General features: G+C 48.7%; 18 protein-coding genes. 5 read left to right on the top strand and 13 right to left on the bottom strand.

Going from position 1 to position 22,443, the window contains the following annotated elements; genetic code table 11:
- Positions 1-69 precede the first annotated feature (69 nt).
- The 8 genes from IC229_RS31470 to IC229_RS31435 form a co-directional block, all read right to left on the bottom strand.
- The gene (locus IC229_RS31470) at positions 70-537 is read right to left on the bottom strand and encodes an SMI1/KNR4 family protein (RefSeq protein ID WP_190892380.1); all 468 of its coding nucleotides are present in this window, start codon (positions 535-537) and stop codon (positions 70-72) included.
- 39 nt (positions 538-576) lie between these two features.
- Positions 577-1,143 (bottom strand): hypothetical protein, encoded by a 567-nt coding sequence (locus tag IC229_RS31465; RefSeq protein ID WP_190892379.1) that lies wholly within the window; start codon positions 1,141-1,143, stop codon positions 577-579.
- A gap of 69 nt (positions 1,144-1,212) precedes the next feature.
- Positions 1,213-1,518 (bottom strand): hypothetical protein, encoded by a 306-nt coding sequence (locus IC229_RS31460; RefSeq protein WP_190892378.1) that lies wholly within the window; start codon positions 1,516-1,518, stop codon positions 1,213-1,215.
- Between the two features lie 242 nt (positions 1,519-1,760).
- The gene (locus IC229_RS31455; protein ID WP_223834310.1) at positions 1,761-2,231 is read right to left on the bottom strand and encodes a (R)-mandelonitrile lyase; all 471 of its coding nucleotides are present in this window, start codon (positions 2,229-2,231) and stop codon (positions 1,761-1,763) included.
- A 39-nt stretch (positions 2,232-2,270) separates the two neighbouring features.
- On the bottom strand, positions 2,271-3,020 hold the full coding sequence (locus tag IC229_RS31450) for an SDR family oxidoreductase (RefSeq protein ID WP_190892376.1): 750 nt from the start codon (positions 3,018-3,020) through the stop codon (positions 2,271-2,273).
- 64 nt (positions 3,021-3,084) lie between these two features.
- Positions 3,085-3,834: a glucose 1-dehydrogenase gene (locus IC229_RS31445; protein WP_190892374.1), complete on the bottom strand. Its 750-nt coding sequence runs from the start codon at positions 3,832-3,834 to the stop codon at positions 3,085-3,087.
- A gap of 36 nt (positions 3,835-3,870) precedes the next feature.
- Positions 3,871-4,956, bottom strand: coding sequence for an alpha/beta hydrolase (locus IC229_RS31440; protein ID WP_223834309.1), 1,086 nt, complete (start codon positions 4,954-4,956; stop codon positions 3,871-3,873).
- A gap of 28 nt (positions 4,957-4,984) precedes the next feature.
- Entirely contained in the window at positions 4,985-5,482 is a 498-nt protein-coding gene (locus tag IC229_RS31435) for a cyclophilin-like fold protein (RefSeq protein WP_190892370.1), read from the bottom strand.
- Between the two features lie 194 nt (positions 5,483-5,676).
- Here IC229_RS31435 and IC229_RS31430 point away from each other — a divergent pair, with 194 nt between their 5' ends.
- Positions 5,677-6,564, top strand: a complete 888-nt coding sequence (locus IC229_RS31430) for a helix-turn-helix domain-containing protein (RefSeq protein WP_190892369.1) — start codon at positions 5,677-5,679, stop codon at positions 6,562-6,564.
- 656 nt (positions 6,565-7,220) lie between these two features.
- Here the strand turns inward: IC229_RS31430 and IC229_RS31425 are convergent.
- Together IC229_RS31425 and IC229_RS31420 are read right to left on the bottom strand one after the other, a co-directional pair.
- Positions 7,221-7,616 (bottom strand): hypothetical protein, encoded by a 396-nt coding sequence (locus IC229_RS31425; protein ID WP_190892368.1) that lies wholly within the window; start codon positions 7,614-7,616, stop codon positions 7,221-7,223.
- Positions 7,617-7,819: 203 nt separating this feature from the next.
- A complete protein-coding gene (locus IC229_RS31420; RefSeq protein WP_190892367.1) occupies positions 7,820-8,245 on the bottom strand; it encodes a hypothetical protein in 426 nt (141 codons plus the stop codon).
- 587 nt (positions 8,246-8,832) lie between these two features.
- On the opposite strand from IC229_RS31420, the gene IC229_RS31415 reads away from it, so the two are divergent.
- The 4 genes from IC229_RS31415 (at position 8,833) to IC229_RS31400 (ending at position 20,003) form a co-directional block, all read left to right on the top strand.
- Positions 8,833-13,014, top strand: coding sequence for a hybrid sensor histidine kinase/response regulator transcription factor (locus IC229_RS31415; protein ID WP_190892365.1), 4,182 nt, complete (start codon positions 8,833-8,835; stop codon positions 13,012-13,014).
- A 200-nt stretch (positions 13,015-13,214) separates the two neighbouring features.
- Positions 13,215-19,010 (top strand): FG-GAP-like repeat-containing protein, encoded by a 5,796-nt coding sequence (locus IC229_RS31410; protein WP_190892364.1) that lies wholly within the window; start codon positions 13,215-13,217, stop codon positions 19,008-19,010.
- A gap of 340 nt (positions 19,011-19,350) precedes the next feature.
- On the top strand, positions 19,351-19,593 hold the full coding sequence (locus IC229_RS31405; protein WP_190892362.1) for a hypothetical protein: 243 nt from the start codon (positions 19,351-19,353) through the stop codon (positions 19,591-19,593).
- Positions 19,590-20,003 (top strand): putative toxin-antitoxin system toxin component, PIN family, encoded by a 414-nt coding sequence (locus IC229_RS31400; RefSeq protein WP_162390675.1) that lies wholly within the window; start codon positions 19,590-19,592, stop codon positions 20,001-20,003. The genes IC229_RS31405 and IC229_RS31400 overlap by 4 nt, the downstream gene beginning before the upstream one ends.
- A gap of 228 nt (positions 20,004-20,231) precedes the next feature.
- Here the strand turns inward: IC229_RS31400 and IC229_RS31395 are convergent, their stop codons facing one another.
- The 3 genes from IC229_RS31395 to IC229_RS31385 form a co-directional block, all read right to left on the bottom strand.
- A complete protein-coding gene (locus IC229_RS31395) occupies positions 20,232-21,137 on the bottom strand; it encodes an SMI1/KNR4 family protein (protein ID WP_190892360.1) in 906 nt (301 codons plus the stop codon).
- Between the two features lie 191 nt (positions 21,138-21,328).
- Positions 21,329-21,811, bottom strand: a complete 483-nt coding sequence (locus IC229_RS31390) for an SMI1/KNR4 family protein (RefSeq protein WP_190892359.1) — start codon at positions 21,809-21,811, stop codon at positions 21,329-21,331.
- 42 nt (positions 21,812-21,853) lie between these two features.
- On the bottom strand, positions 21,854-22,357 hold the full coding sequence (locus IC229_RS31385; protein ID WP_190892357.1) for a hypothetical protein: 504 nt from the start codon (positions 22,355-22,357) through the stop codon (positions 21,854-21,856).
- Positions 22,358-22,443: the final 86 nt, after the last annotated feature.

Genomic DNA, 22,443 nt, shown 5'->3' with positions numbered 1-22,443 from the left:
ACGTGGGAGGGTATTGTGAGAATTATCCGCGAAACCGAATTTTTGGGAGTTTAGCTAACATATAGACACTTATTCAGAAGGATACGGTTTGAGAGTAGTGAGAAAACTGAATAGAGTTTCTGCTAGAAATAAAACCGGAAAATTGAAGTCCTCATACATACCGTCAGTTATATCAATCCAATAGATTCTGTTCAAATACCCCCCTCTGTAACCTATACAAATAAACGTTTGCCCACCTTGTGCAATCGGTAGTAGAGAGTCAGATTTGTAGTTAGTTGTGTTGTAATACACCTCGCATTCTTTCACCATAAACCACATTTTCTCAACTTGATCGATTGAAAAAATGTCATCAATGTAACAGAGTCCTTCTCCAATATAGACGACACGGCTATAAGCAGGTTTTAATGTTCCCCCATCTAATTGATGATAAAACTGCACAAACTCGGCAGGGAGATTAATTTTTAATTTTTCACCAAAGCTCCTTATTTTTTCTAATGTATTTCCATCGATTGAGCGTTCAAAGAATGATTCGTACATAAATTCTCAATAGTTAAGAATTGTATTTTTGCAATTTTACTAGGGCAAAAATATGAATCTCCACCCGCCCCAATATGTTCTGTAAAAAGCAGTAAAGTCTTCAAACTTGTCAATAGGTATGTAGTTCTTATCTGTTACATATTTTACGTAGTCGCCCTTGGTTTTATAAAATATCCAGTCGTCAGTACGTAAGTTCCAGACCACATACCTATTCTCCTCATCAGACTGCTTTTGTATTTCGGCGTACAAATAGCTGTTATCATAGTTAAAGATTGTAATTCCTAATTGGCCACCATCTTCACTTTCTATAAATGTATCCGTACCGTTTATTTGCTTGACATCTTTGCCATACCCGATTGGAAGTCTTGAACTATCACCGAGCCCATGATCACCATAGTAAGTAAACATAAAAAAGAAGAGCGCAACCGAAATAGAAAGCGTTGTGTAAAGCCAGAATCGTACTTTATTCCTTAAAACCCGATTTACCCAAGCCTTTGAACTGTAAGCTTGAACCAATTTTAGAATCACTAGTAGGAGCAATGCATAGGCACTACTTAAAACCCCTATTTTTATTATCTCAAATATGAGGTGAAATAGCGATTTCATTTAGTTAATTACTTGATAGTCAATGTGTAAAATCAGCTCTATAAGTGGCTTTAAGTGAACTAGTTTAACTTATGGAACATCTAAAATGCGTTCTAACTCATTTAGTATTTCGGACTGAAGCTTAATGTATTGATGTAAAATTGATTTCTCCGTCCTATCAGCGAGCCTTTGGCCTTGCCACTCCATAGAAATCGGTATGAACCATAAAAGTGAGATGTACTGCTTCGGTATTTGGTCAAGCTCACTGAAATCAATTTCTTTTAAGATTTCTAATGCCTGCTCCCCCAAATCAAATCTAAGGTTTTGATCACGAAGTAATCCAAAAAATCCTGTCTCATCCCATTGCTGGCCTAGCCTAGTAAAGAGTTCATCCATTATAGTTGTATAATCTGTTGTCTGTTAGCCAAAGTACGGAACATCGAGCTAAATACTGTTTTACAAAACGCCCCATTTTTAAAGCAGATACATGAACGCTCGTTCGTCTCACTTGGGAGCGTTTCCTGAGAAAAAATCAACGTCCAAAAAAAAGGACTGTTCATCTATAAATGGACGTTTATAGATGAACAGTTAATAAAAAACAAACCGACTAGTTGTAGTTAGTCGGTTTTTCATGCCTGTTAGTGTACTTTATTATATTCTACATCCGTTACGGCTTGCAGCCAGATAACGGCTCCCCCCTTACTGACATTCGGATTAATAGCAATATGGGTGAATTGACCGGACGGGTTTGCACCGTGCCAGTGCGTTACCTGGGGAGGTATCGTAACTGAATCCCCTTCGTGGATAATTTGAATCGGCTTGCCCTTCTCCTGATAATAGCCAGTCCCTTTAGTCACTACCAAGAGCTGCCCATTAGGATGAGTATGCCAGAAAGTTCTGGCTTTTGGCTCAAACGTAACACTACTCACAATGCAATCCGTTTCGGGATTGGCGGCAACTAACATGGTTACCTGAACACTTCCACTAAAGTTTGAGGCTGGACCTGGGCTTGCTGCCGATGCCCTGTTTATGTTCTGAGCCATGATTGAATCCGTTATACTAAGAAATAAAAGCCCTGAATAGAGCAACCCAAAGAGTATAGTTTTCATTCTTTTATTTGTTTTCGAGCCATGTTGGTTCCTCGAGTTTTACCAAGGCTGAGCGGTTGGCCCAATAGTAAACTCATTGATGTTCGTATCGGCTGGTTGCTCAATGGCGAAGGCGACCACATTGGCTACTCGTTCAGGTGCAATACCATATTGTTCATACAAAGCAGTCATACCCTCTGACATGCGTTGATCAGAAATCGTACTCAACAATTCGGTATTAATCGCGGCTGGATAAATGGTTGCCGTGCGGATGTTGGTTCGTTCCTGAGCCGACTCCATCCGCAACACTTCCATCAAATCACGAACAGCCCATTTGGTTGCTCCATACACAGCTCCACCGGGGTAAGCTTTCAATCCGGCTACGGACGAAGTGGTGATGATGTGACCCGATTTTTGTTCCGTGAAGGTTGGCAACACGGCGGCAATGCCATTCAATACCCCTTTGATATTCACATCAACCATACTGTTCCAATCGTCCGTTTTTAGGGCGGAAAGAGGGGAGTTCGGCATGAGTCCAGCGTTCAGAAAGATTACATCTACACCGCCAAAAGTGTCTTTAGCCAATTGAACAAGAGCCTTGCTATCTGCTGGATTCACTACGTCAGTGACGCGGTAAACCGCTTGTCCGCCACTCGCTTTAATCGCTTCAGCCAATTGGTTAAGACGATCTTCACGCCTGGCACCCAGTACAACTTTAGCCCCTTTTTCGGCTAAAAGTTTAGCCGTTGCTTCGCCAATACCCGAGGAAGCACCCGTAATAATGACAACTTTATCTTGAACGTTTGACATACGATGAGACGCCCGTTTGGGTATAACAACCCCTTGTCAGGCAGTTTATATTTAATGTGAAAAACTATTGGATACTCAGCCCGCCATCGACCGAAATAGGCTGGCCAATGACAAAACTGGACGCTGGGCTAAACAACCATAATACTGCTTCGGCTATTTCATTCGCTTTGCCCAGTCTTTTAATGGGCGCTCCTTCCGTAGTCGTCTGCTGCGACAGATCGCCCGTTCTGAACATGGTATCAACCATCGGCGTTTCGATGGTGCCAGGGCACACGGCATTGATACGGATACCTTGAGGGGCATATTCGATGGCTGAACTCTTAGTAAGGCCCAATACACCATGCTTGGCGGCATGATAGGCTGAACGACCAGGGGCACCGACCAAACCGCCAATCGACGAATTGTTGACAATGGCCCCGCTGCCTTGTTTTCGCATCTGTTGCAGCTCATATTTCATGCAGAGCCACACCCCTTTCAGGTTGATGTCCAAAACCCGGTCATAAATAGCTTCTTCTAAGTCCGCTGTATCGGTCATGGGCACCATGATACCGGCATTATTGAAGGCGGCATCAAGTCGTCCATATTCTGCTACTGTGCGATCAATGGCGGCTTTTACATCACTGGCGGAGCTTACATCACATTTGATAGCGATCGCTTCTCCACCTGACGATTTAATCTTATCGGCGACTGTCTGGGCAGCCACTTCGTTTACGTCGGCTACGACAACTTTAGCACCGCGCTCGGCAGCAAGCAGGGCTACGGCTTCGCCCATACCCATTGCTCCCCCGGTTACAAATACAACTTGGTCAATCATGGTTTTGCTATCTGGTAATTCGTTGATGGTCTGGTTTTAGTGATTGTTTCCAATAACAGTTGCTTTATCACTCAGTTTTGCTTCCGTCAGGTATTGGGTAAAGAACGAGGTGAGTTTATCGAAGGGAATCATCTCCACGCGGTCGTATAAATCAATATGGCAGGCTTTCGGAACGATATAGATTTCTTTCGGCTCCGCTGCCTGTTTGTAGGCATCTTCACTGAAGTAGCGGGAATGGGCATTTTCACCCATGATGAACAAAATAGGCCGGGGTGAAATGGTTTCAATGTAGTTCAGCAGGGGAAAGTTCATAAAGGCCATGCTGCTTGTCTTGGTAAATGCACCGATGGAATTCGGATGAAAACCGCGCTTCATGGCGTAGTATTCAAAGAATTCACTGGCGATAGGATCTAATCCTGCTGGTATGGTGGTGACAGGTTGGCTAGGAAATGAGGGGGGCAATTCGGGCTTTCCCGCTTCAAAATCTTTCCACCGCTGTTCCCCCAATTGATCAAGCGTCTTATTGCGCTCATCGGCGGACATGCTGTTCTTCCAGCCGTTGCGCATGACTCCGCTCATATCGTACATACTGGTGGTGGCCACCGCTTTTATTCGATGATCGACCTGAGCGGCTTTCAGGGCAAACCCACCGCTGCCGCAAATACCGATAGCCCCAATTTTAGCCCGATCAATAAAAGGGCGAGTGCCTAAAAAATCCACCCCTGCGCTAAAATCTTCGGTAAACACATCCGGCGATGATATATGCCTGTTTTCTCCGCCACTTTCTCCATTGTAGGATTCATCAATGGCTAAGGCGATAAAACCCCGTTCGGCCATATTTTGGGCATAAATGCCAGCTCCTTGCTCTTTCACTCCGCCATAGGGTGTACCAATGACAACAGCAGGATACTTTTTAGATGTATCCATATTTTTAGGCATATACAAATGAGAGGCAACGGTAATGCCGTACCGATTTTTGTACTGCACATTTTGCTTGGTAACCTTATCGCTGAGCGTAAAGGTTAGATACTCGGCTTTCTCTGTTCGGGATGACAATCCCTGACTGAAAGCTTGCCCGGCTATCTGGACAAAAACCGCTAGTGCAATCGTTAGTTGTTTCATGTTGATGTTCATTTAGTTTGATATTGATTTATTCCAACTCAAAGGTGACCGTGACATTTCCCGAACCCAGAGCCGTAACGAGCCCTTCCGGGTTATCGACACGACCCAGCCTGGTATAGCTATAGGAAGTTTGAAAGGATTCATAGAACAGCACCAACGTATTGGTTCCATACAGCAGTAAATCACCCGCTTGAATCGTTCTGGGATTGGCTGCGTTCGTTGGTAAATTGGTTGGCAACTCGGCAAACTTTTCATTTCGGTTTAGCTCTTTCATCGAAAGAGTGAGGGGTAATTTGGCTTTGAACGCAGTTACCGTAGCGTTGTTCTGCAAAGTCGCCGTATAGGTGTGAGAGCCGATCTTAATGCGGAGCCGCTTGGCGGAAGTGTCATTCACCGGATTATTGACGAAACCAGTCGAGTCCGCTTTAATAGGTTGCTCATCAGGAGTGAGATTATCTGTTTTGCAGGCCATGCTACCCATGAAAAAGAGTAAGAGCAGAACAAGTAATAAGTGAGTGCGTTTCATAATCGTTGGAACCTAGATGTTTCATTGACAGCTATTTATTTCGTTTTCAATGATCACGATGCAAAATTACCGGATGAGCATTCTATAGCTTTTATACATTTTACTGTTTTACATACCACTTTTACTGCCACCTCCAGTCGGGACGTTTTCAGGTGGTAGATTTGATTAAAAATCGGTAAGCCGAACCGCAAGCGATGATAGTCTACGACACGATAAAGAAATACGCGGATACCTTTAGTAATAAGACCCAGCACCCGCTAATCAGTTTGGTCGATTTGAATCAGTCCAAGCCATTACAACGGGAGAAGTTCACACTGAATTTTTATGCAGTAATCTTGAAAGAGACCCTTTGTGGTGATTTGCGATATGGCAACCAATATTATGATTATGCCGAAGGGACGTTGGTCTTTTTCGGGCCTGGGCAGATCATTGGGAACGAGCCAGAAGGCGAAATGCATCAGCCCTATGGGAAGGCGCTCATCTTTCATCCAGACCTCATCAAAGGTACCAGCTTAGGCAAGCAGATTCATGACTATTCGTTTTTCAGTTATCAATCCCACGAAGCCTTACATCTTTCCGACAAAGAGCGAGAGGTTGTGATGGCTTGTTTTGGCAATATTGCTTCTGAGGTGAGCCAGAATATTGATCGGCATAGTAAAGAACTGATTGTCGCGAACCTCGAACTGCTCCTGAAATACTGTTCTCGTTTTTACGACCGTCAGTTTATGACCCGTGGGCATGTGAATCATGGCCTCATTGAACAGTTTGAGCAGAAATTAAATGAGTATCTATTAGGCGAAAAACTCAAAACCGATGGCGTGCCGACGGTGGCTTATTTCGCGCAGGAACTCCATCTATCGCCCAATTACTTCGGCGATTTAATCAAAAAAGAAACCGGGAAATCCGCTCTGGAATACATCCAGCTTCATTTGATTGATCTGGCGAAAGAGCGGATTTTCGATACCAGCAAATCGGTCGGTGAAATTGCGTATGAATTAGGCTTCAAATACCCTCAGCATTTTACGCGCTTTTTTAAACAAAAAGTGGGGGTTTCTCCTATAGAGTATCGTAGCTTAAATTAATTTGAGAATTATCGGCTGATGCTAACCATGAATAGTTGAATTATAGTGTCTTGTCTGGCTTTTTTAACGCCCCAATTTTTAAACAGACACATGAACGCTGCTTCGTCTCAAGTAGGAGCCTTATTTGAGAATAGACGTTTTGGATTCCAGTCTTTCGTTTTATAACTCACATTTTGTAAATAGATTAGTTTAATACGCAGAATCAATATCGAGAGGGTAAAATCCTTAGAAAGTACAATTTACCTGAGTTCAATTATCCATATGGCTAAAAGTTGGTAGAAATAAATCATTACATACACCAACTTATTTTGTATAAAATCTATTGTTTTTCGGAAGGCAAAGTAAGTGGGTGAGGTCTGGTCTTGAAGACGTTGATCGAATTGCCAGTTTTGGATTCTCCCCATAATGTTCAAAATACCTAATCCAATACTGAACATCATAAGATCAAAAAAATCTTTTTCAGGCATTAAAGACCTCAGAGGAAAGAGGCCACTATGTAAGACTATAAATAGAATGAATACCACTCCATATGCCAACAGAATGCTCCAATTTATAGTAACTGATCGCGTAAGTAGGAAGAAGATAAGTAAATCCGTTAATCCGAAAAAGATCGAGTAAATTATATTAAAAACCATGTTGTATGAGTGAGCTATAAGTTAATCGAATATCCAATTAGGGTGTTCATACCTTGGCAGTGATTTAACTTTCTCGGCTACTTCCGGCCACTTCTTTAATGTCCAAGTAGGCGGTTTTGAGTCATAAGAACCGCCCATCGCTATCAGTGTATGTAAAGTGGCCCCTATTAGATAAGTTGTTGGTGGCCCCCAAAGCAAATAGAGCTGATCGCCTCGATCATACAGTAATTCCAAGCTGTCTCTTTCATCTTCAGAATTGGTTAAAGTATATGCTGCTGCATATGAGTCAGGCCCTTGAAGCGCGTCATTTTGTTGGCAGTCTACCTGCAAGCTCGTTCGCTGATGAAGAGTAGTTAAGATGTCATCAATTAAAGGGGGCTTATCAGCAAAGATTATTTCTTCAAATTCAGGTCCCATAGCTATTGAATAATTAGTTGTATGATAGCCAAAGTACGGAATATCAGGCTAAATACTGTTCCTTAAAACGCCCCAATTAAGAAGCAAACACATGAATGCTGCTTCGTCTCAAGTGGGAGGGTTTGAAGAGATAAAGTGAAAAGCACTTTTCTTGTTAAAACGATAGGATGTTTGGGGATTCACAAAGTCATCTACTGCCCAGGCTATATATGATTGTTGCTTTGGTTTATATCCCGTTGCTGCTTATAACGTAATAGCTCATTGAGCTTGACCAGTAAATCCCAATCACCGATTCGGGAGGCTTGATTGCTAACGATCCCAATTAGTTGCTCTACCTCCTGAACGGTTAACAGATAGCTTGGTTGATTGGATCGTTCTTTACGCAATTCCTCCAGACACATCCGCTCAATATGCTGACGCTCATAAGTTAAATACAGAGAAAGACTTTCGCCATCCTTCAGGGTATGGGCTGACTGGAAGACTTTGATGCGAATGGTAGTGGTGGCCGGCTGAATGAACGCCAACCGAGTTAACTCATCATAAAATTGGTTCCAACTGGTGAATTGTGCGGGCAATTCGAGGTGGTAATTACGTTTTTGACCACCTGAGTCAGGTTCTATTTTATTCATTCATTGGGATGCTGCACGGCGTCTTGACGCCGTGCATGGTTCTGGTTAAAGTCGTACAAGTTTTACGGGGCTACCCGGTAAAGCCCTTCTAAAATGATACCCAGACAGCTTATCAGTATGTAGTAGCTGGTGAGCATCATTGGTTTAGACGCCATTATGTATCTGGGGTTTAATGGCGTGCCAATAGTATGGATCGAATGCCATTTTGAATGGACCATTATTGAAGCAGCTACATGAATGTAAATTATCTCAAGCAGGAGCGTTTAACGAGATTTCGTAAAATAAGGGTAACTGATAGAAAGAACCATTTTTATCAGTTACCCCCTACGGTTCGCAACGAATCGATTAACGTCTGCGGTAGATCGTTACCCGATGACCATCCAAATCCCGGCCGTCAACGGATTCACCCCAATCCATTTGATTGCTTCGTTCCAGTTGCCCACCCTGCTCTTGTAAGCGGGCCGCTATCGCACCCACATCTTCCACTTCAAACCCTAAGATGCTATAAATTCTAGAATAGAATTTATAGCTAGTTTAATACAAATGAGCGAACTTACAGACTGATTTAGTTCGCATTATTAGTCAACTTGAAAGCGGTAAGCTTTATTCTGGGAATACTACTCTCGCTTTGTTCGGTGGCACAGGCCCAGCAATTTGCCTCGTCTGTACAACAGTATGGCCCTGAAAACGGCTTATCACATCGGGAGGTAAACGCTATTTTCCAGGACCGGCGGGGCTTTATGTGGTTTGGTACCAAGTTCGGGCTGAACCGATTCGATGGACTCAAATTCACCACCTACACCAAAGACCGTAACGGGCTCGACTTCGATGAGATACAGTCTATTGCCCAGGATGCCGATGGCCTTTTGTGGCTTATGGGCGATTATACGGAAAGTAAGACGCCGATTACCCTGTTTAATCCGCTGACGGGCACGGCCGTTTCATTCGAAAAGAAGTTTAAAAAGCATCCTCTGACCAGCTCCCTGATTACCGGGCAGAAATTGTTTGGTAGCCCTGATGGCACGATTTTCTTCGCCAGTTATCAACCTGCTATCCTAACATCCTACCACCCCAAATCAGGTCTACGCTACGTGCCCCTTGCCCACTATAAGAATCTGGTTATTCACCACGTTACCGCCCGTAACACCGTATGGGCCGTCGCTGATGGGAATCAACTGGTCGAACTAACCGCAGATGGTCGTGTTCTTCACACCTTTCGACATGATCCAGGCACCATTTACGTCTGTTTAGGCCAGCCCCATGCGGGTATCGAATTTTTCTATACGATCTACAGCTCGAACACCGATCTCCAGGGAGTACAATATAGTGTAGATCAGTTGGGGAACCGACGCCAATTACCGACTTCTTTGCGGCAAGGAAGAACCGCGTTTTTCTCGCCGATTTATTATGCATTTGATCGTAGCGGATTGATTTGGACAGGCACCCGGCTGCTAAGCCCAACCACAGGAACCCTGCTGGATTTGAAGGAGCAACTGGCGGGTCAGTCGATTGATAATCGCTGTTTTTTCGCCGACAGAAACGGCTGGATGTGGTTAGGGACCAGTTTCGGTGTGTATCAGGTTAAAGTAGCTGAAAACTATTTTCACCGCTTCTTTTATGAGCCAACCAATATTCAGGTAAAGACAGCAGCTATTCGGGGTATCTCCGTTGTTGGGGATAAGCTATATGCGAACCTGGAAAAGACAGGTTTGTTTAGCGACAACCTGTCGGGTGAATCGGCAAAAAAGCAGTTGATGAGCAATATTTCTTACGGCTTAATCACTAGCCAGCCGGGGAAACTGCTGATAGGCCAGCTAAACTTAGTCACCTATGACATTCGAACTGGTACGCATTCGCAATCTCCATTGCCTAATGGCGGATCGATCTGGACATTCTATCCATTGAGTAACCAGCACTTTCTGGCGGGCGGCATTTCAGGTCTCTGGCTCGTTGAGACCAAAACGGGACAAGTTTTACCGTTTAGCCGTTACAACCAGTTTCCTGAACTAGCCAAGTCGCATGTCCTCTACATCGGTACCGACCGGCAGAGCACCGTCTGGATCTGTTCGACTGCGGGTTTATACACGGTTGATCCGTCAAAGGGTATCGTGGCTCGCTACTGGAGTGGAGGCAAGGGGCGCTTTCGGCTGCCTACTGATAATTATCAGCATGTTTACCAGGATCCTCAAGGCCTGTATTGGCTGGCAACGGCGAATGCCGGGCTTATTCGGTGGGACCGCCAGCAGAACAGCTACCGGCAGTTCAGGCGTACCGAGGGATTGTCGAACGATAACATTTACGCCGTGTATGCCGACCGGCGGGGCCATCTGTGGCTGAGCAGCGATTATGGCATTATGCAGTTTGATCCGGTCCGGATGACAACCCGGTCGTACACGGTTCAGGACGGCATTACGCACAATGAATTTAACCGCATTGCTCATTTTCAGGACCAGAGCGGCCATCTTTATTTCGGTGGCCTGAACGGAATTACTTCGTTTGATCCCCAGGATTTCGAACGGGAAAAACCCCAGCCCACCATTCCACTACGTATCGTCTCGTTCCGTCAGTTTGATAATTCACTGGACAAGCTGGTCGACAAAACCGAAGAACTGATCAAAAGCAACCGGATCATTCTCCACCCCGGTGATCGTACGAGCGTACTGGACTTTGCGCTGCTTAATTATGCCGACGCTCCCAAAAATGTATACGCTTACCAGTTTACGGGATTGGACAACGAGTGGACGTATCAGACCGAGCCTTCACTCCGGTTGGGCAATTTACCCTATGGCGAGTACCAGTTGCTGGTGAAAGGGCAGGCGGCCGATGGGCAGATGTCGTCGGCGAACCTGGCTATCCAGGTCATCGTTCAACGCCCGTTTTATCTGCGCAGCTGGTTTCTCTTGCTCATGCTGTTTTTGCTGATCGGTTTGGTATGGGGGTGGGGCCAGTGGCGGGCCTGGCGATACCAGCAGGAACAAACCCGGCTTCAGACCCAGATCAAAGCGGCCACGGAGCTTATTGCGCAGCAGGCACAGGACTTACGACGACTCGACGAAACCAAATCACGTTTTTTTGCGAACATCTCGCATGAATTTCGGACGCCCCTCACCGTGATTCTGGGCATGGCAGCCAGCCTGAACCAGAAGATCGACCCCGAGCTGCGACAGATGGCCAGCCTTATTGAGCGTAATGGCAGCAACTTACTACGGCTGATCAACCAGATACTGGACCTCTCTAAACTCGAAGCCGGAGAGATGCCGCTTCACCTCGAACGGGCCGATCTGGTCAGCTTCGTCCGCTACGTCGGAGAGTCGTTCCATACCATCGCTCAGGCGAAAGGGGTGCAGCTACAGTTTCAGTCCAGTGATACGTACTGTGAAGCCGACTTCAACAAAGATAAACTGCAGGATATTGTGGCGAACCTGCTGGCCAATGCCCTAAGATTTACCCCTACGGGCGGGCAGGTAATCTATAGCGTTGCCGTTCAGGACAACTGGCATCCGCTCACGGCGGCAGGATACCACGAAGAACTTAGCCCAAGTAGCCACCTCGATCAGCCGTGGATTCAAATCACCGTGAGCGATACCGGACCTGGCATCGAGCCCGCCAGTCTGTCGAGGATCTTTGACCGCTTCTATCAGCAGTCCGACGGTTCGGTCGGGCCGCGGTCGGCTGAGAACCCACCGAGCACATCGGGCGGTAGTACCGGCATTGGCCTCTCGCTGGTTCGGGAATTGGTAGGGCTGATGCAGGGTGGTCTGGCCGTTCGTAATCGGCCCGGCCTGGATCGGCCCCGCATGGATGTGCCCGGTCAGGAAGGACCCGGCCAACCCTGGTTGACCGATTCGGGGAAAGCCCTTTCCAGTGGGGGAGCTGAGTTTGTTGTCCGTTTTCCCCTGACCCGTCGGGCACCCCTGGCGAAAGAGGAAGCTCCCGCACTGGCACCCATAAACCCAGCCCAAACCGAGTGGATCGTCCCCTCGCCGGAGGTGGCCAGTGAGCGGCCCGTGGTTTTATTGGTGGAAGACAATGACGACGTAGCCACGTATATTCAGATCTGCCTGCGGGATGAATACCAGGTAGTTCGGGCCGAAAATGGGCAGGTCGGTATTGACCAGGCGCTGGCGACCATTCCAGACCTGGTTCTGAGTGATGTGATGATGCCGATCAAGGATGGCTTTGCGCTCTGTGATACCCTGAAGCAAGATGAACGAACCAGCCATATTCCCATTGTACTACTGACGGCCAGAGCTGCGGTGAGTGATCGCATCGCGGGGTTGCGCCGGGGGGCAGATGCCTACCTGGTGAAGCCCTTCTCGCACGATGAATTGCTGGTCGTATTGAGTAACCTGCTCCAGAGCCGGCACCGGTTGCAGCGCTATTATGGTCAACTAGCCCTGGGCGTAGCCGAGCCGATTCCGGACGAAGCGCCAGAGCCAGGGGAAGACCAGTTCCTGTTCAGGCTACGCAGCCACGTACTGCCGCAACTGGATAACCCGGCGCTGGATATCGATATGATCTGCGCGTTGATGGGGACGAGTCGGACCGCCCTGCACCGCAAGATGACCGCCCTGACGGGTCTATCGATGAACCGGTATCTGCGAACACTGCGCCTGCAAAAAGCCAAAGAATTACTCCTGTTACCTGACCTGAACATTGCCCAGATAGCCGATGCGGTTGGCTTTCAGGACCCTAGTTACTTCGGCCGGGTCTTTGCCGAGGAATTCGGCCTCTCGCCCAGTCATTACCGGGATGTAAACAAAAAATAATCGCTTTCACTCCCGGGTGGGACAATTCTCCGAGTTTTTGGGTGAAATCTCCGAGTCACTCCCTGACGAAACCCCTAATCTTGCCCTAGCGATGAATGAGGATTTTGGCTTTACTACGCCCTCTACATCCGCCGGTTTTTGGGGCTGTCCGATCCGTCTGTTAACGGGTGGTGGCTGCTCTCAATCTTTTGACTTGGTCTATGCAAACACGACTACTTCTTCCTGGTTTTTCTCCCTGGTCTGCTGACCGTCTTTTCTACACGTTCCTACTGTTGCTGGTTAGTATAAGCACCGCTTTAGCCCAAACGCCTACCATCCGCTACGTTAAAGCTGGCGGCACGGGCAACGGCAGTGCGTGGACCAATGCCAGCGGGGATTTGCAGGCCATGATCAACGCCAGTGCTTCGGGCGATCAGGTGTGGGTAGCCACCGGCACCTACAAACCCACCAGCACCAGTAACCGTACCATAAGCTTTGCCATGAAGAACGGGGTAGCCATCTACGGGGGCTTTGTGGGTACCGAAACCACCCTGAACCAACGCGTGCTGACCCGCCCTTTGTCCACCACCCTGAGTGGCGAACTTGGTGACCCGGCTACGACTGCCGATAATAGCTACCATGTCATTAGCAATCCTGTAGGACTGACCACCACCGCTGTGCTGGATGGGTTTGTGATTACCGGGGGCAATGCCAATGGAAGTGTTTCTCCCGATGATACCGGTGGGGGCATGTACAACAATGGCAGTGGCACGGGTAACACGTGTAGCCCGTTGATTCGCAACTGTCTGTTTCAAGGCAATAGCGCAACGGCTGGCGGAGCCATCGCCAACGCTGGTTATACAGGTGGCAGCAGCAGTCCCAGCCTGATCAATTGTGCTTTTCAGCGAAACGCTGCATCCGATCGGGGGGGGGCCATCCTCAGCGATGGTAGTGTAGGCGGCAACAGCAATCCCAGTCTGATCAACTGTTCCTTTCAAAGCAACACGGCCACCAATGGGGGGGCTATCTACAACGCTGGCTACCAAGGAACTGGCCGTTCCAGTCTGATCAACTGTTCCTTTCAAAGCAATAGCGCTACCGCTGGCGGGGCTATCTACAGTACCGGCTACCAGGGCAACAGCGGCTCTACGCTAACCAACTGCGTGGTGTGGGGCAACGGCGGGGCCAGCACGTTTTACAACTTTCAAGCCACGATCAACACCCAATATAGCCTCTTCCAGGCCTCAGTGACGGGCTACGTCAGTGGAACGGGCAACCTAACCACGACCGTCTCCCCCTTTGTAAGCGGCAGTGATGGGCAGATCTACAATTGTAGCCCGGCCGTCAATACGGGGGACAATACGGCCAACACCAGCGCCACTGACTTAGCGGGCAACGCTAGAATATATGGTAGCCGCATCGATATGGGGGCCTACGAGTATCAGGGGGCTGGGGGACTCACCGTGACCATTCCCAGCGTAAACACGGCAACGGTGGGGGAAGTCTTCGGCCCGTCGTCCTTCACCGCTGGGGGGGGCAGTGGTCCCTACAGCTACAGTCTGGCCAGCGGCAGCTTGCCCCCGGGGCTGAGTTTGTCCACCACGGGTGTGCTGTCGGGCACGCCTACCCAGAGTGGCAGCTTCACCATCACCGTGCGAGCCACTGATGCCAACGGCTGTTCGGGAGAAAGTCCGGCCTTTGTCCAGCCGGTGGATCCCGCTTCGCCCATCCGTTACACGGCCCTGAACCCCGCCCGCAACGGGCATAACGCCCCGGCCAGCACCAACGTAGCCATCACCTTTAACCACCCCATCAGCAACGGCACCGCTACACTGGGAGCCGTGCGGGTCTTCAGCCAGCAACGGGGCGGCCAACTCCGCAACGGACAGGGGGGCAGCACCAGTGCCAGCGGCAACACGCTTACCTTTGATCCGACCACTAACTTCCGGCCGGGTGAAACGATCCTGACCACAGTGACCTCCCAGGCCCAGAGCAGCGCGGGCGCAAACCTGGTCCGGGGGCAGGTGCATCAGTTTACGGTGGGGGTGGGCGGTACGGGCGGTGGCAACTTCACTGCCCCCGCCACCAACCCCAACCCCGCCGTAGGCGTTACTCCCCATAGTGTGGTGTTGGGGGATGTGGACGGGGATGGCGACCTGGACCTGCTGACGGCTATTTTTGGCGATAACGTAAGTGTGCGGCTCAACAATGGGTCGGGCAACTTCACCCCCCACCCCACTAACCCCAACCCCGCCGTGGGCAATCTTCCCTGGAGTGTGGTGTTAGGGGATGTGGACGGGGATGGCGACCTGGACCTGCTGACGGCTAACCTAGGTAGCAGTACGGTGAGTGTTTTGCTCAACAATGGGTCGGGCAACTTCACCCCCCACCCCACCAACCCCGCCCCCGCCGTGGGCAGTGGCCCCAGGAGTGTGGTGTTGGGGGATGTGGACGGGGATGGCGACCTGGACCTGTTGACGGCTAACCTAGGTAGCGATAACGTGAGTGTGCGGCTCAACGACGGGTCGGGCAATTTCACCGCCCCCGCCACCAACCCCAACCCCGCTGTGGGCAGTCATCCTCAAAGTGTAGCGCTGGGGGATGTGGACGGTGATGGCGACCTGGACTTCATTGCGACTAACGCTTATAGCGATAACGTGAGTGTGCGGCTCAACGACGGGTCGGGCAACTTTACCCCCCACCCCACCAACCCCAACCCCACCGTGAGCTATGGTCCCCATAGTGTGGTGTTGGGGGATGTGGATGGGGATGGCGACCTGGACCTGCTGACGGCCACTGGGTACGATAACGTAAATGTGCGGCTCAACAATGGGTCGGGCAACTTCACCGCCCCCGCCACCAACCCCAACCCCGCCGTGGGCAGTTATCCCCAAAGTGTGGTGTTGGGGGATGTGGACGGGGATGGCGACCTGGACTTCATCGCGGCTAACGCTTATAGCAATACGGTGAGTGTGCGGCTTAACAATGGGTCAGGCAACTTCACCCCCCACCCTACCAACCCCGACCCCGACGTGGGCAGTTATCCTGCTAGCGTGGTGTTGGGGGATGTGGATGGGGATGGGGACCTGGACCTGCTGACGGCAAACACAAATAGCGATAACGTGAGTGTGCGGCTCAACCAACTCGCGGACCTGACCATCACGACCCTGAGCCCCGCCCGCAACGGGCGTAACGCCCCGGCCAGCACCAACGTAGCCATCACCTTTAACCACCCCATCAGCAACGGCACCGCTACACTGGGAGCCGTGCGGGTCTTCAGCCAGCAACGGGGCGGCCAACTCCGCAACGGACAGGGGGGCAGCACCAGTGCCAGCGGCAACACGCTTACCTTTGATCCGACCACTAACTTCCGGCCGGGTGAAACGATCCTGACCACAGTGACCTCCCAGGCCCAGAGCAGCGCGGGCGCAAATCTGGTCCGGGGGCAGGTGCATCAGTTTACGGTGGGGGTGGGCGGTACGGGCGGTGGCAACTTCACTGCCCCCGCCACCAACCCCAACCCCGCCGTGGGCAGTGGTCCCCAAAGTGTAGCGCTGGGGGATGTGGACGGGGATGGCGACCTGGACTTCATCGCGGCTAACGCTTATAGCAATACGGTGAGTGTGCGGCTCAACAGTGGGTCGGGCAACTTCACCGCCCCCGCCACCAACCCCAACCCCGCCGTAGGTAACGGTCCCCAAAGTGTAGCGCTGGGGGATGTGGACGGGGATGGCGACCTGGACCTGCTGACGGCTAACCTAGGTAGCAGTACGGTGAGTGTTTTGCTCAACAATGGGTCGGGCAACTTCACCGCCCCCGCCACCAACCCCAACCCCGCCGTAGGCAGTGGTCCCTGGATTGTGGTGTTGGGGGATGTGGACGGGGATGGCGACCTGGACCTGCTGACGGCTAACATAAATAGCCTCACCGTGAGTATACGGCTCAACAATGGATCAGGCAGCTTCACCCCCCACCCCACCAACCCCAACCCCGCCGTGGGCAGTGGTACCAGAGGTGTGGTATTGGGGGATGTGGACGGGGATGGCGACCTGGACTTCATCACGGCTAACTCTGGTGACGATAACGTGAGTGTGCGGCTCAACGACGGGTCGGGCAACTTCACCGCCCCCGCCACCAATCCCAACCCCGCCGTGGGTGATGGTCCCATTAGTGTGATGTTGGGGGATGTGGACGGGGATGGCGACCTGGACCTGCTGACGGCTAACAGAAATAGCAATACGGTGAGTGTGCGGCTCAACAATGGGTCGGGCAACTTCACCGCCCCCGCCACCAACCCCAACCCCGCCGTGGGCAGTTATCCCCAAAGTGTAGTTCTGGGAGATGTGGACGGGGATGGCGACCTGGACCTGCTGACGGCTAATGCCAATAGCAATACGGTGAGTGTTTTGCTCAATAATGGGTCGGGCAACTTCACCCCCCACCCCACCACCCCCGCCGTAGGTAACGGTCCCACTAATGTAGCGCTGGGGGATGTGGATGGGGATGGCGACCTGGACTTCATTGCGGCTAACGCTTCTAGCGATAACGTGAGTGTGCGACTCAACCAACCCCTGGCCCCCACCATTGCCGGTTTTGCGGTTACTGTCAATCCGGTTTGTGTGAATAGCCCCATTACTTTTACCGCCACGGTTGGCAGTCTAACGGGGGCTTATACCTATACCCTGACTAACGGTACCAGCGGAGCGCCGACCAGCACCATTACAGGTAGTAGCAGCAATACCGCCTTCAGTCAGAATCTGATCGCCAGTAGTGCTAATCTCCAAAGCTTCACCCTGACGGTGAGCAACAATGGTCAGACCACAACCGCCACCACAACGCTGACTGTGAACACGCCACCTACAGCCAGCTTGCAAGCCAGTGGACCCCTCACGTGCACCACTACCAGCGTAACCCTGACCGCCAGTGGCGGAGCTACTTATTCCTTCAGTGGGCCGGGTCTGGTGAGTCAGGATCCCGTTAGCGGTACAGCAGTGGCCAATGCATCGGGACTTTATTCGGTGACGGTGACATCGGCAGGAGGCTGTTCGGCGACAGCCACAACGTCGCTCAGCAGTAATACCACCCCACCCACGGCCACCATTCTAACACCTGCCAGTACAACGATTACCTGTACGACGACCAGTATTAGCCTGACAGCTACCGGAGGTGGGACGTACCGCTGGGACAATACCTCCACGAATGCGGTGCGCTCTATTACCACCGGGGGCACCTACTCACTCACCGTCACCGCTCCGAATGGGTGCACGGCTCTTACTACGCAGGCCATCGCTATCGATACGCCCCCCCCCTCAGCCAGCATCGCCCAGTCCAGTGCTACGTTAAGCTGTACTACGTCCTCGGTGAGTTTATCGGCAGTGGGCAGTGGTACGTATCGGTGGAGCACTGGGGCCACTACCTCCAGTATTTCGGTGAGTGCAGCGGGAACCTATTCACTTTCCCTAACAGGTGCGAATGGCTGTTTGGCTACGGCCAGCACTAACGTGAGTTACCAGAACTGCCCGCCTGCGGTGGCCAATACTATCTCATCTCAATCCGCTACGGTGGGAACCGCCTTTAGTTATACCATTCCCGCCAACACCTTCACCGATCCTGAAACGCCTAACAGTCTCACCCTCTCGGTGACGGGCTTACCCGCTACTCTGAGTTTCGTTTCGCCCAATACCATCACAGGGGTACCTTCCACAACCGTGGGCTCTCCCTTCGCGATAACGGTAGTGGCGGTCGATGGGAGTGGTGGGTCTGTGTCGACTGTTTTCTCCTTGAACGTAGTGAACTCATCAGGCTGTGGGAACATGTACACCCTGAAGTCAGGCACCTGGAACGACGGGAGTGTGTGGTCGTGTGGCCGGGTACCCGTCAGTACGGACGTAGTAACCCTGAATCATACGGTGAGCTTGCCGGCTTCTTATCAGGGACAGGCCTTGCGTGTAATTTATTCGCCAGGCAGTCGTCTGGTGCTGAGCGCTACTAGTCAATTGCGGTTGGGAGGTAATTAGTAGGTCCATGTCCCCATGTGATAAAACCGGATTTTTGGCTTTGTGCCCTGAGGCTGGTGCAGTCGCTAAGTTAGTGGATAAGACGTGTGGTCCACGAGTAGATGGTGCCTAGTCTCATTCACGGCCAAATTTGGCTCATACCTGCTGGTTCAAATTCCCCTTAAACGCCCATTTTCTTAAGACAGAAATAAACTTGCCTGATTTAGCTTTTTCAAATAAAAGTAGCTTTCCCAGAATTGGGCTTCTAGTGAATAAGTAGCAAAGTCGTATGAAAATTGTGCATGAAACTTAACAATCGGCTGTTTTCGTTAAGTTTGTATACTGTTAATCTATTCTAGCTATGGTTGTCTCACCCCGATTAACCAATGCCCAATTGGCCTTGCTTGAACTGTTCAGCTTCGAGATGAGTGAAGTCGAGGTGCAGTCTATGCGTCAAGCGCTAATGCAGCATTTCCGTACTCGGCTCGAAGAAGAGGCTCAAAAAGCCATTCAGCAAAAAGGTATAACCACTGCACAACTTGAAGAGCAATTGACTTTCGAGAATCGTAGCGAGCGGCTAGGCCAAATACGGTCTGCTCAGTGAAAGTGGTTATTGATACAAATGGCCTGCTGCGGTCGATTCCTCGGGATGGATCTTACCGTTGGCTTTATGATGCATTTGCTGACAGGCAGTTTATCTGGGTTGTCAGTACTGAAATCTTGCTAGAATACGCTGAAATGACGAGCTATTATTACAGCTCTGTAGCTGCTGAGCTGGTCACATCGCTTTTACTAGCGGCTCCCAATCACTTGCGGCAGGAACCTTACTTTCATTTTGGTCAAGTCAGTGCCGATCCAGATGACAACAAATTTGTGGACTGTGCTATTGCTGCTGGTGCCGATTGGTTGGTGTCCGACGATCATCATATTCTTAACTTGTTACGGGAAACAAATCGGTTTCCACCATTACCCATCTGCTCTTTCGAGGAGTTCAAGAAAATCCTAAATCGATAGTTATTCATGTAGGATCATAATCGTTGATTGGCTATCACAAATGACCAATGAGCGTTTGTGATGCGTCTCATTTTGGGGAGGGTATTCTGAGACGTAGTTAGGAAAAGCAGAAAACTCGCTGACTATCACACGTGAACCCTCTCCTACGTTACTGGCTGTTCCCGCCACCCAGCACCCGTGAGAGCTGATCGACGGCAGAGAGCGAAATACTAGCAAAATCTTCCGCTGTTACTGAGCATATGGCCTAAAAATAACTTCAACAGTAAGTGCAGTGGTGAGTGTGCGAAGCATATCTTCAATAAACAGAATTTTCCCCTCGTCCAAAGTATCAATCTGATTGATAATAGTTAAGATACAATTGTTGGCAGAGTGGCTTTGTTGAAGATATGTTCCAGAAAGGAATTGATTTGGTGTAAGATTGATTCTGAATTTTGTAGAGTTTGGGCCTTCATAAAATGCAGTGAACCATGAATCAAAATTGTACCAACCGCCAAACCTGTTATTTTCTTGCTCATCGAAATGGATGTCCCAGCGACTTTCAATAATTTTCTTGATTTCCTCAAGGGGTAATTCATTTTTAACAGCTACCGTAAAATATTCTGACTCATAGCCGAAAAAATAAAGATTTCCAATTAGTTCTTCAAAATTCTTTACTCTTAAAGTCTCTCTCCAAGGCTCAGGCCCTTCAACATCAAATAAACAAATTTCTGGTTCTATGTTCTCTTTTTCTTTAAGCCAGCCATAGTCAAAGCATAGAAACGAGTGCCCGTCCATATGAGAAATTATTGGCAGCCTTTTAGGCATGCAAAACTCTGAATTTGCATTCCTAAGAATTTCTTCATTGTTCAAATACTCCTGTAAAACATCCTCAAATGTATTATAGCCCTGAGATAGATTTTCTATAGGGTCGATGACTGCTCCATTGAAAAAAAGCTCCCGAATACCATCATTAAATCGAAATGCTCTTTTATGAATATAGCCACCGTTTTGAATCATCATGACCTCTTTATAAAGAGCTGGGAATTTGAAACCAATCTTGCTTTCCCTTTCCAGGATTTGCTCTGGTGTTCTACCAATTGTTTTTTCGTTATACCCTCTCGCTGGCTGAACCCAGAAGTTGGAAATATCTACCATATTTATCAAAATTTTATAGTAAGCATAAATTCTCTTAAAACGCCCCAATATTGAGGCAGTACCGTAACCCTCTGTCTCACATAGGAGCCTTTTTTGAGAATGTGTCTGATATTCAATATGTGTATAACTCAATCCGTTGCATGGTTTCCGTTTTGTATCTCAAATCATGTTATGGGTTTACTACTTGGAACTTATACATCTAACTGCTCATCTGATATTAACATTTGCATAAACTCATCTAGAGAGTCAGAAAGTTTTACAGGCATTATTTCATCCTGACCTATAACATAGTTTATCCAAAATATTTTCTCGTAATTATTTGGCAAATAACCTATATAAATACCGCCACCTAAATGAGTTGTTGCAATACCTAGCATTTCATAGTGATAAAAATATGGGTATCCGTCATCATGTTCGCTTTCTACTCCGCCTTCATAAGAGCCTACAACCGATGCCAGTCCGTGAAAGTCAGATATAGAATCGCCATAGTATTCATGGCCAACATTAATTTGGAAACAACATTTTTCGTCATTTGGAAATCCACCATTACCTAACAGAAGGAAATCTCTATAAGATTTTGGAATTGAGAAGCCCATTTTAAATTCAGCAGCTTCAATTTCTTGTAATGGTATTGGCTTTTCAAGTTGTTTAAAATACTTTCTAATATCTTCCATTTTTGTACTAAAAAATTTGTTCGATAAATGCCAATATATTAGTTAGATGCTTAAAAGCGCCTTTTCAAATACGTCGGCAGCCTCAAAAGCACTATATTTTTTAAACTCCTTAATGTGTTGTAAGAGTGAGTTTTTTATAAAGGTTTTGTAGCTGGCTCCAGAGGTCTGGACATAATTAGTAAAGTCTCTTACTTCATCCGAAATACTTAGGTCTCGTAGCAACAAGTCTTGATAAGCATAATATTTATTTCCAAAATCAAGGGTCATATTTTGAAATATGGCTTCATAATACATTTGATATTGGATGATCTCTTTAAATTTAAGAATCAACGTATTGAGTGTCTGTACGTAACCGCTATCTATTCTATCACTAATTAGCCCAATTAGGCTTTTCATCAATAACAGTGGTTCTTTGAAGAGATGGTAGTCAAGCGCTTGTAAAGTATTGAAAGCATCCAATAAATTATTAAACTCGTATTCTGACTGAGGATCTAGATTCTGCTCAATGATATGAATTTGTACACCAGCAATAGCGTCAGCACTCATTATTTACTGTGAACCTGTTTAGGGTTTCTTCTTTTTAGGGATCTTGCGAAAGAAAATGATAAAGAAGGCCATAAAATGCAGCGCCT

The organism is Spirosoma profusum (assembly GCF_014699005.1).
Lineage (GTDB): Bacteria > Bacteroidota > Bacteroidia > Cytophagales > Spirosomataceae > Spirosoma > Spirosoma profusum.
The sequence above is the reverse complement of the archived record's forward strand: the minus strand, read 5'-3'. Positions and strand labels throughout refer to the sequence as shown.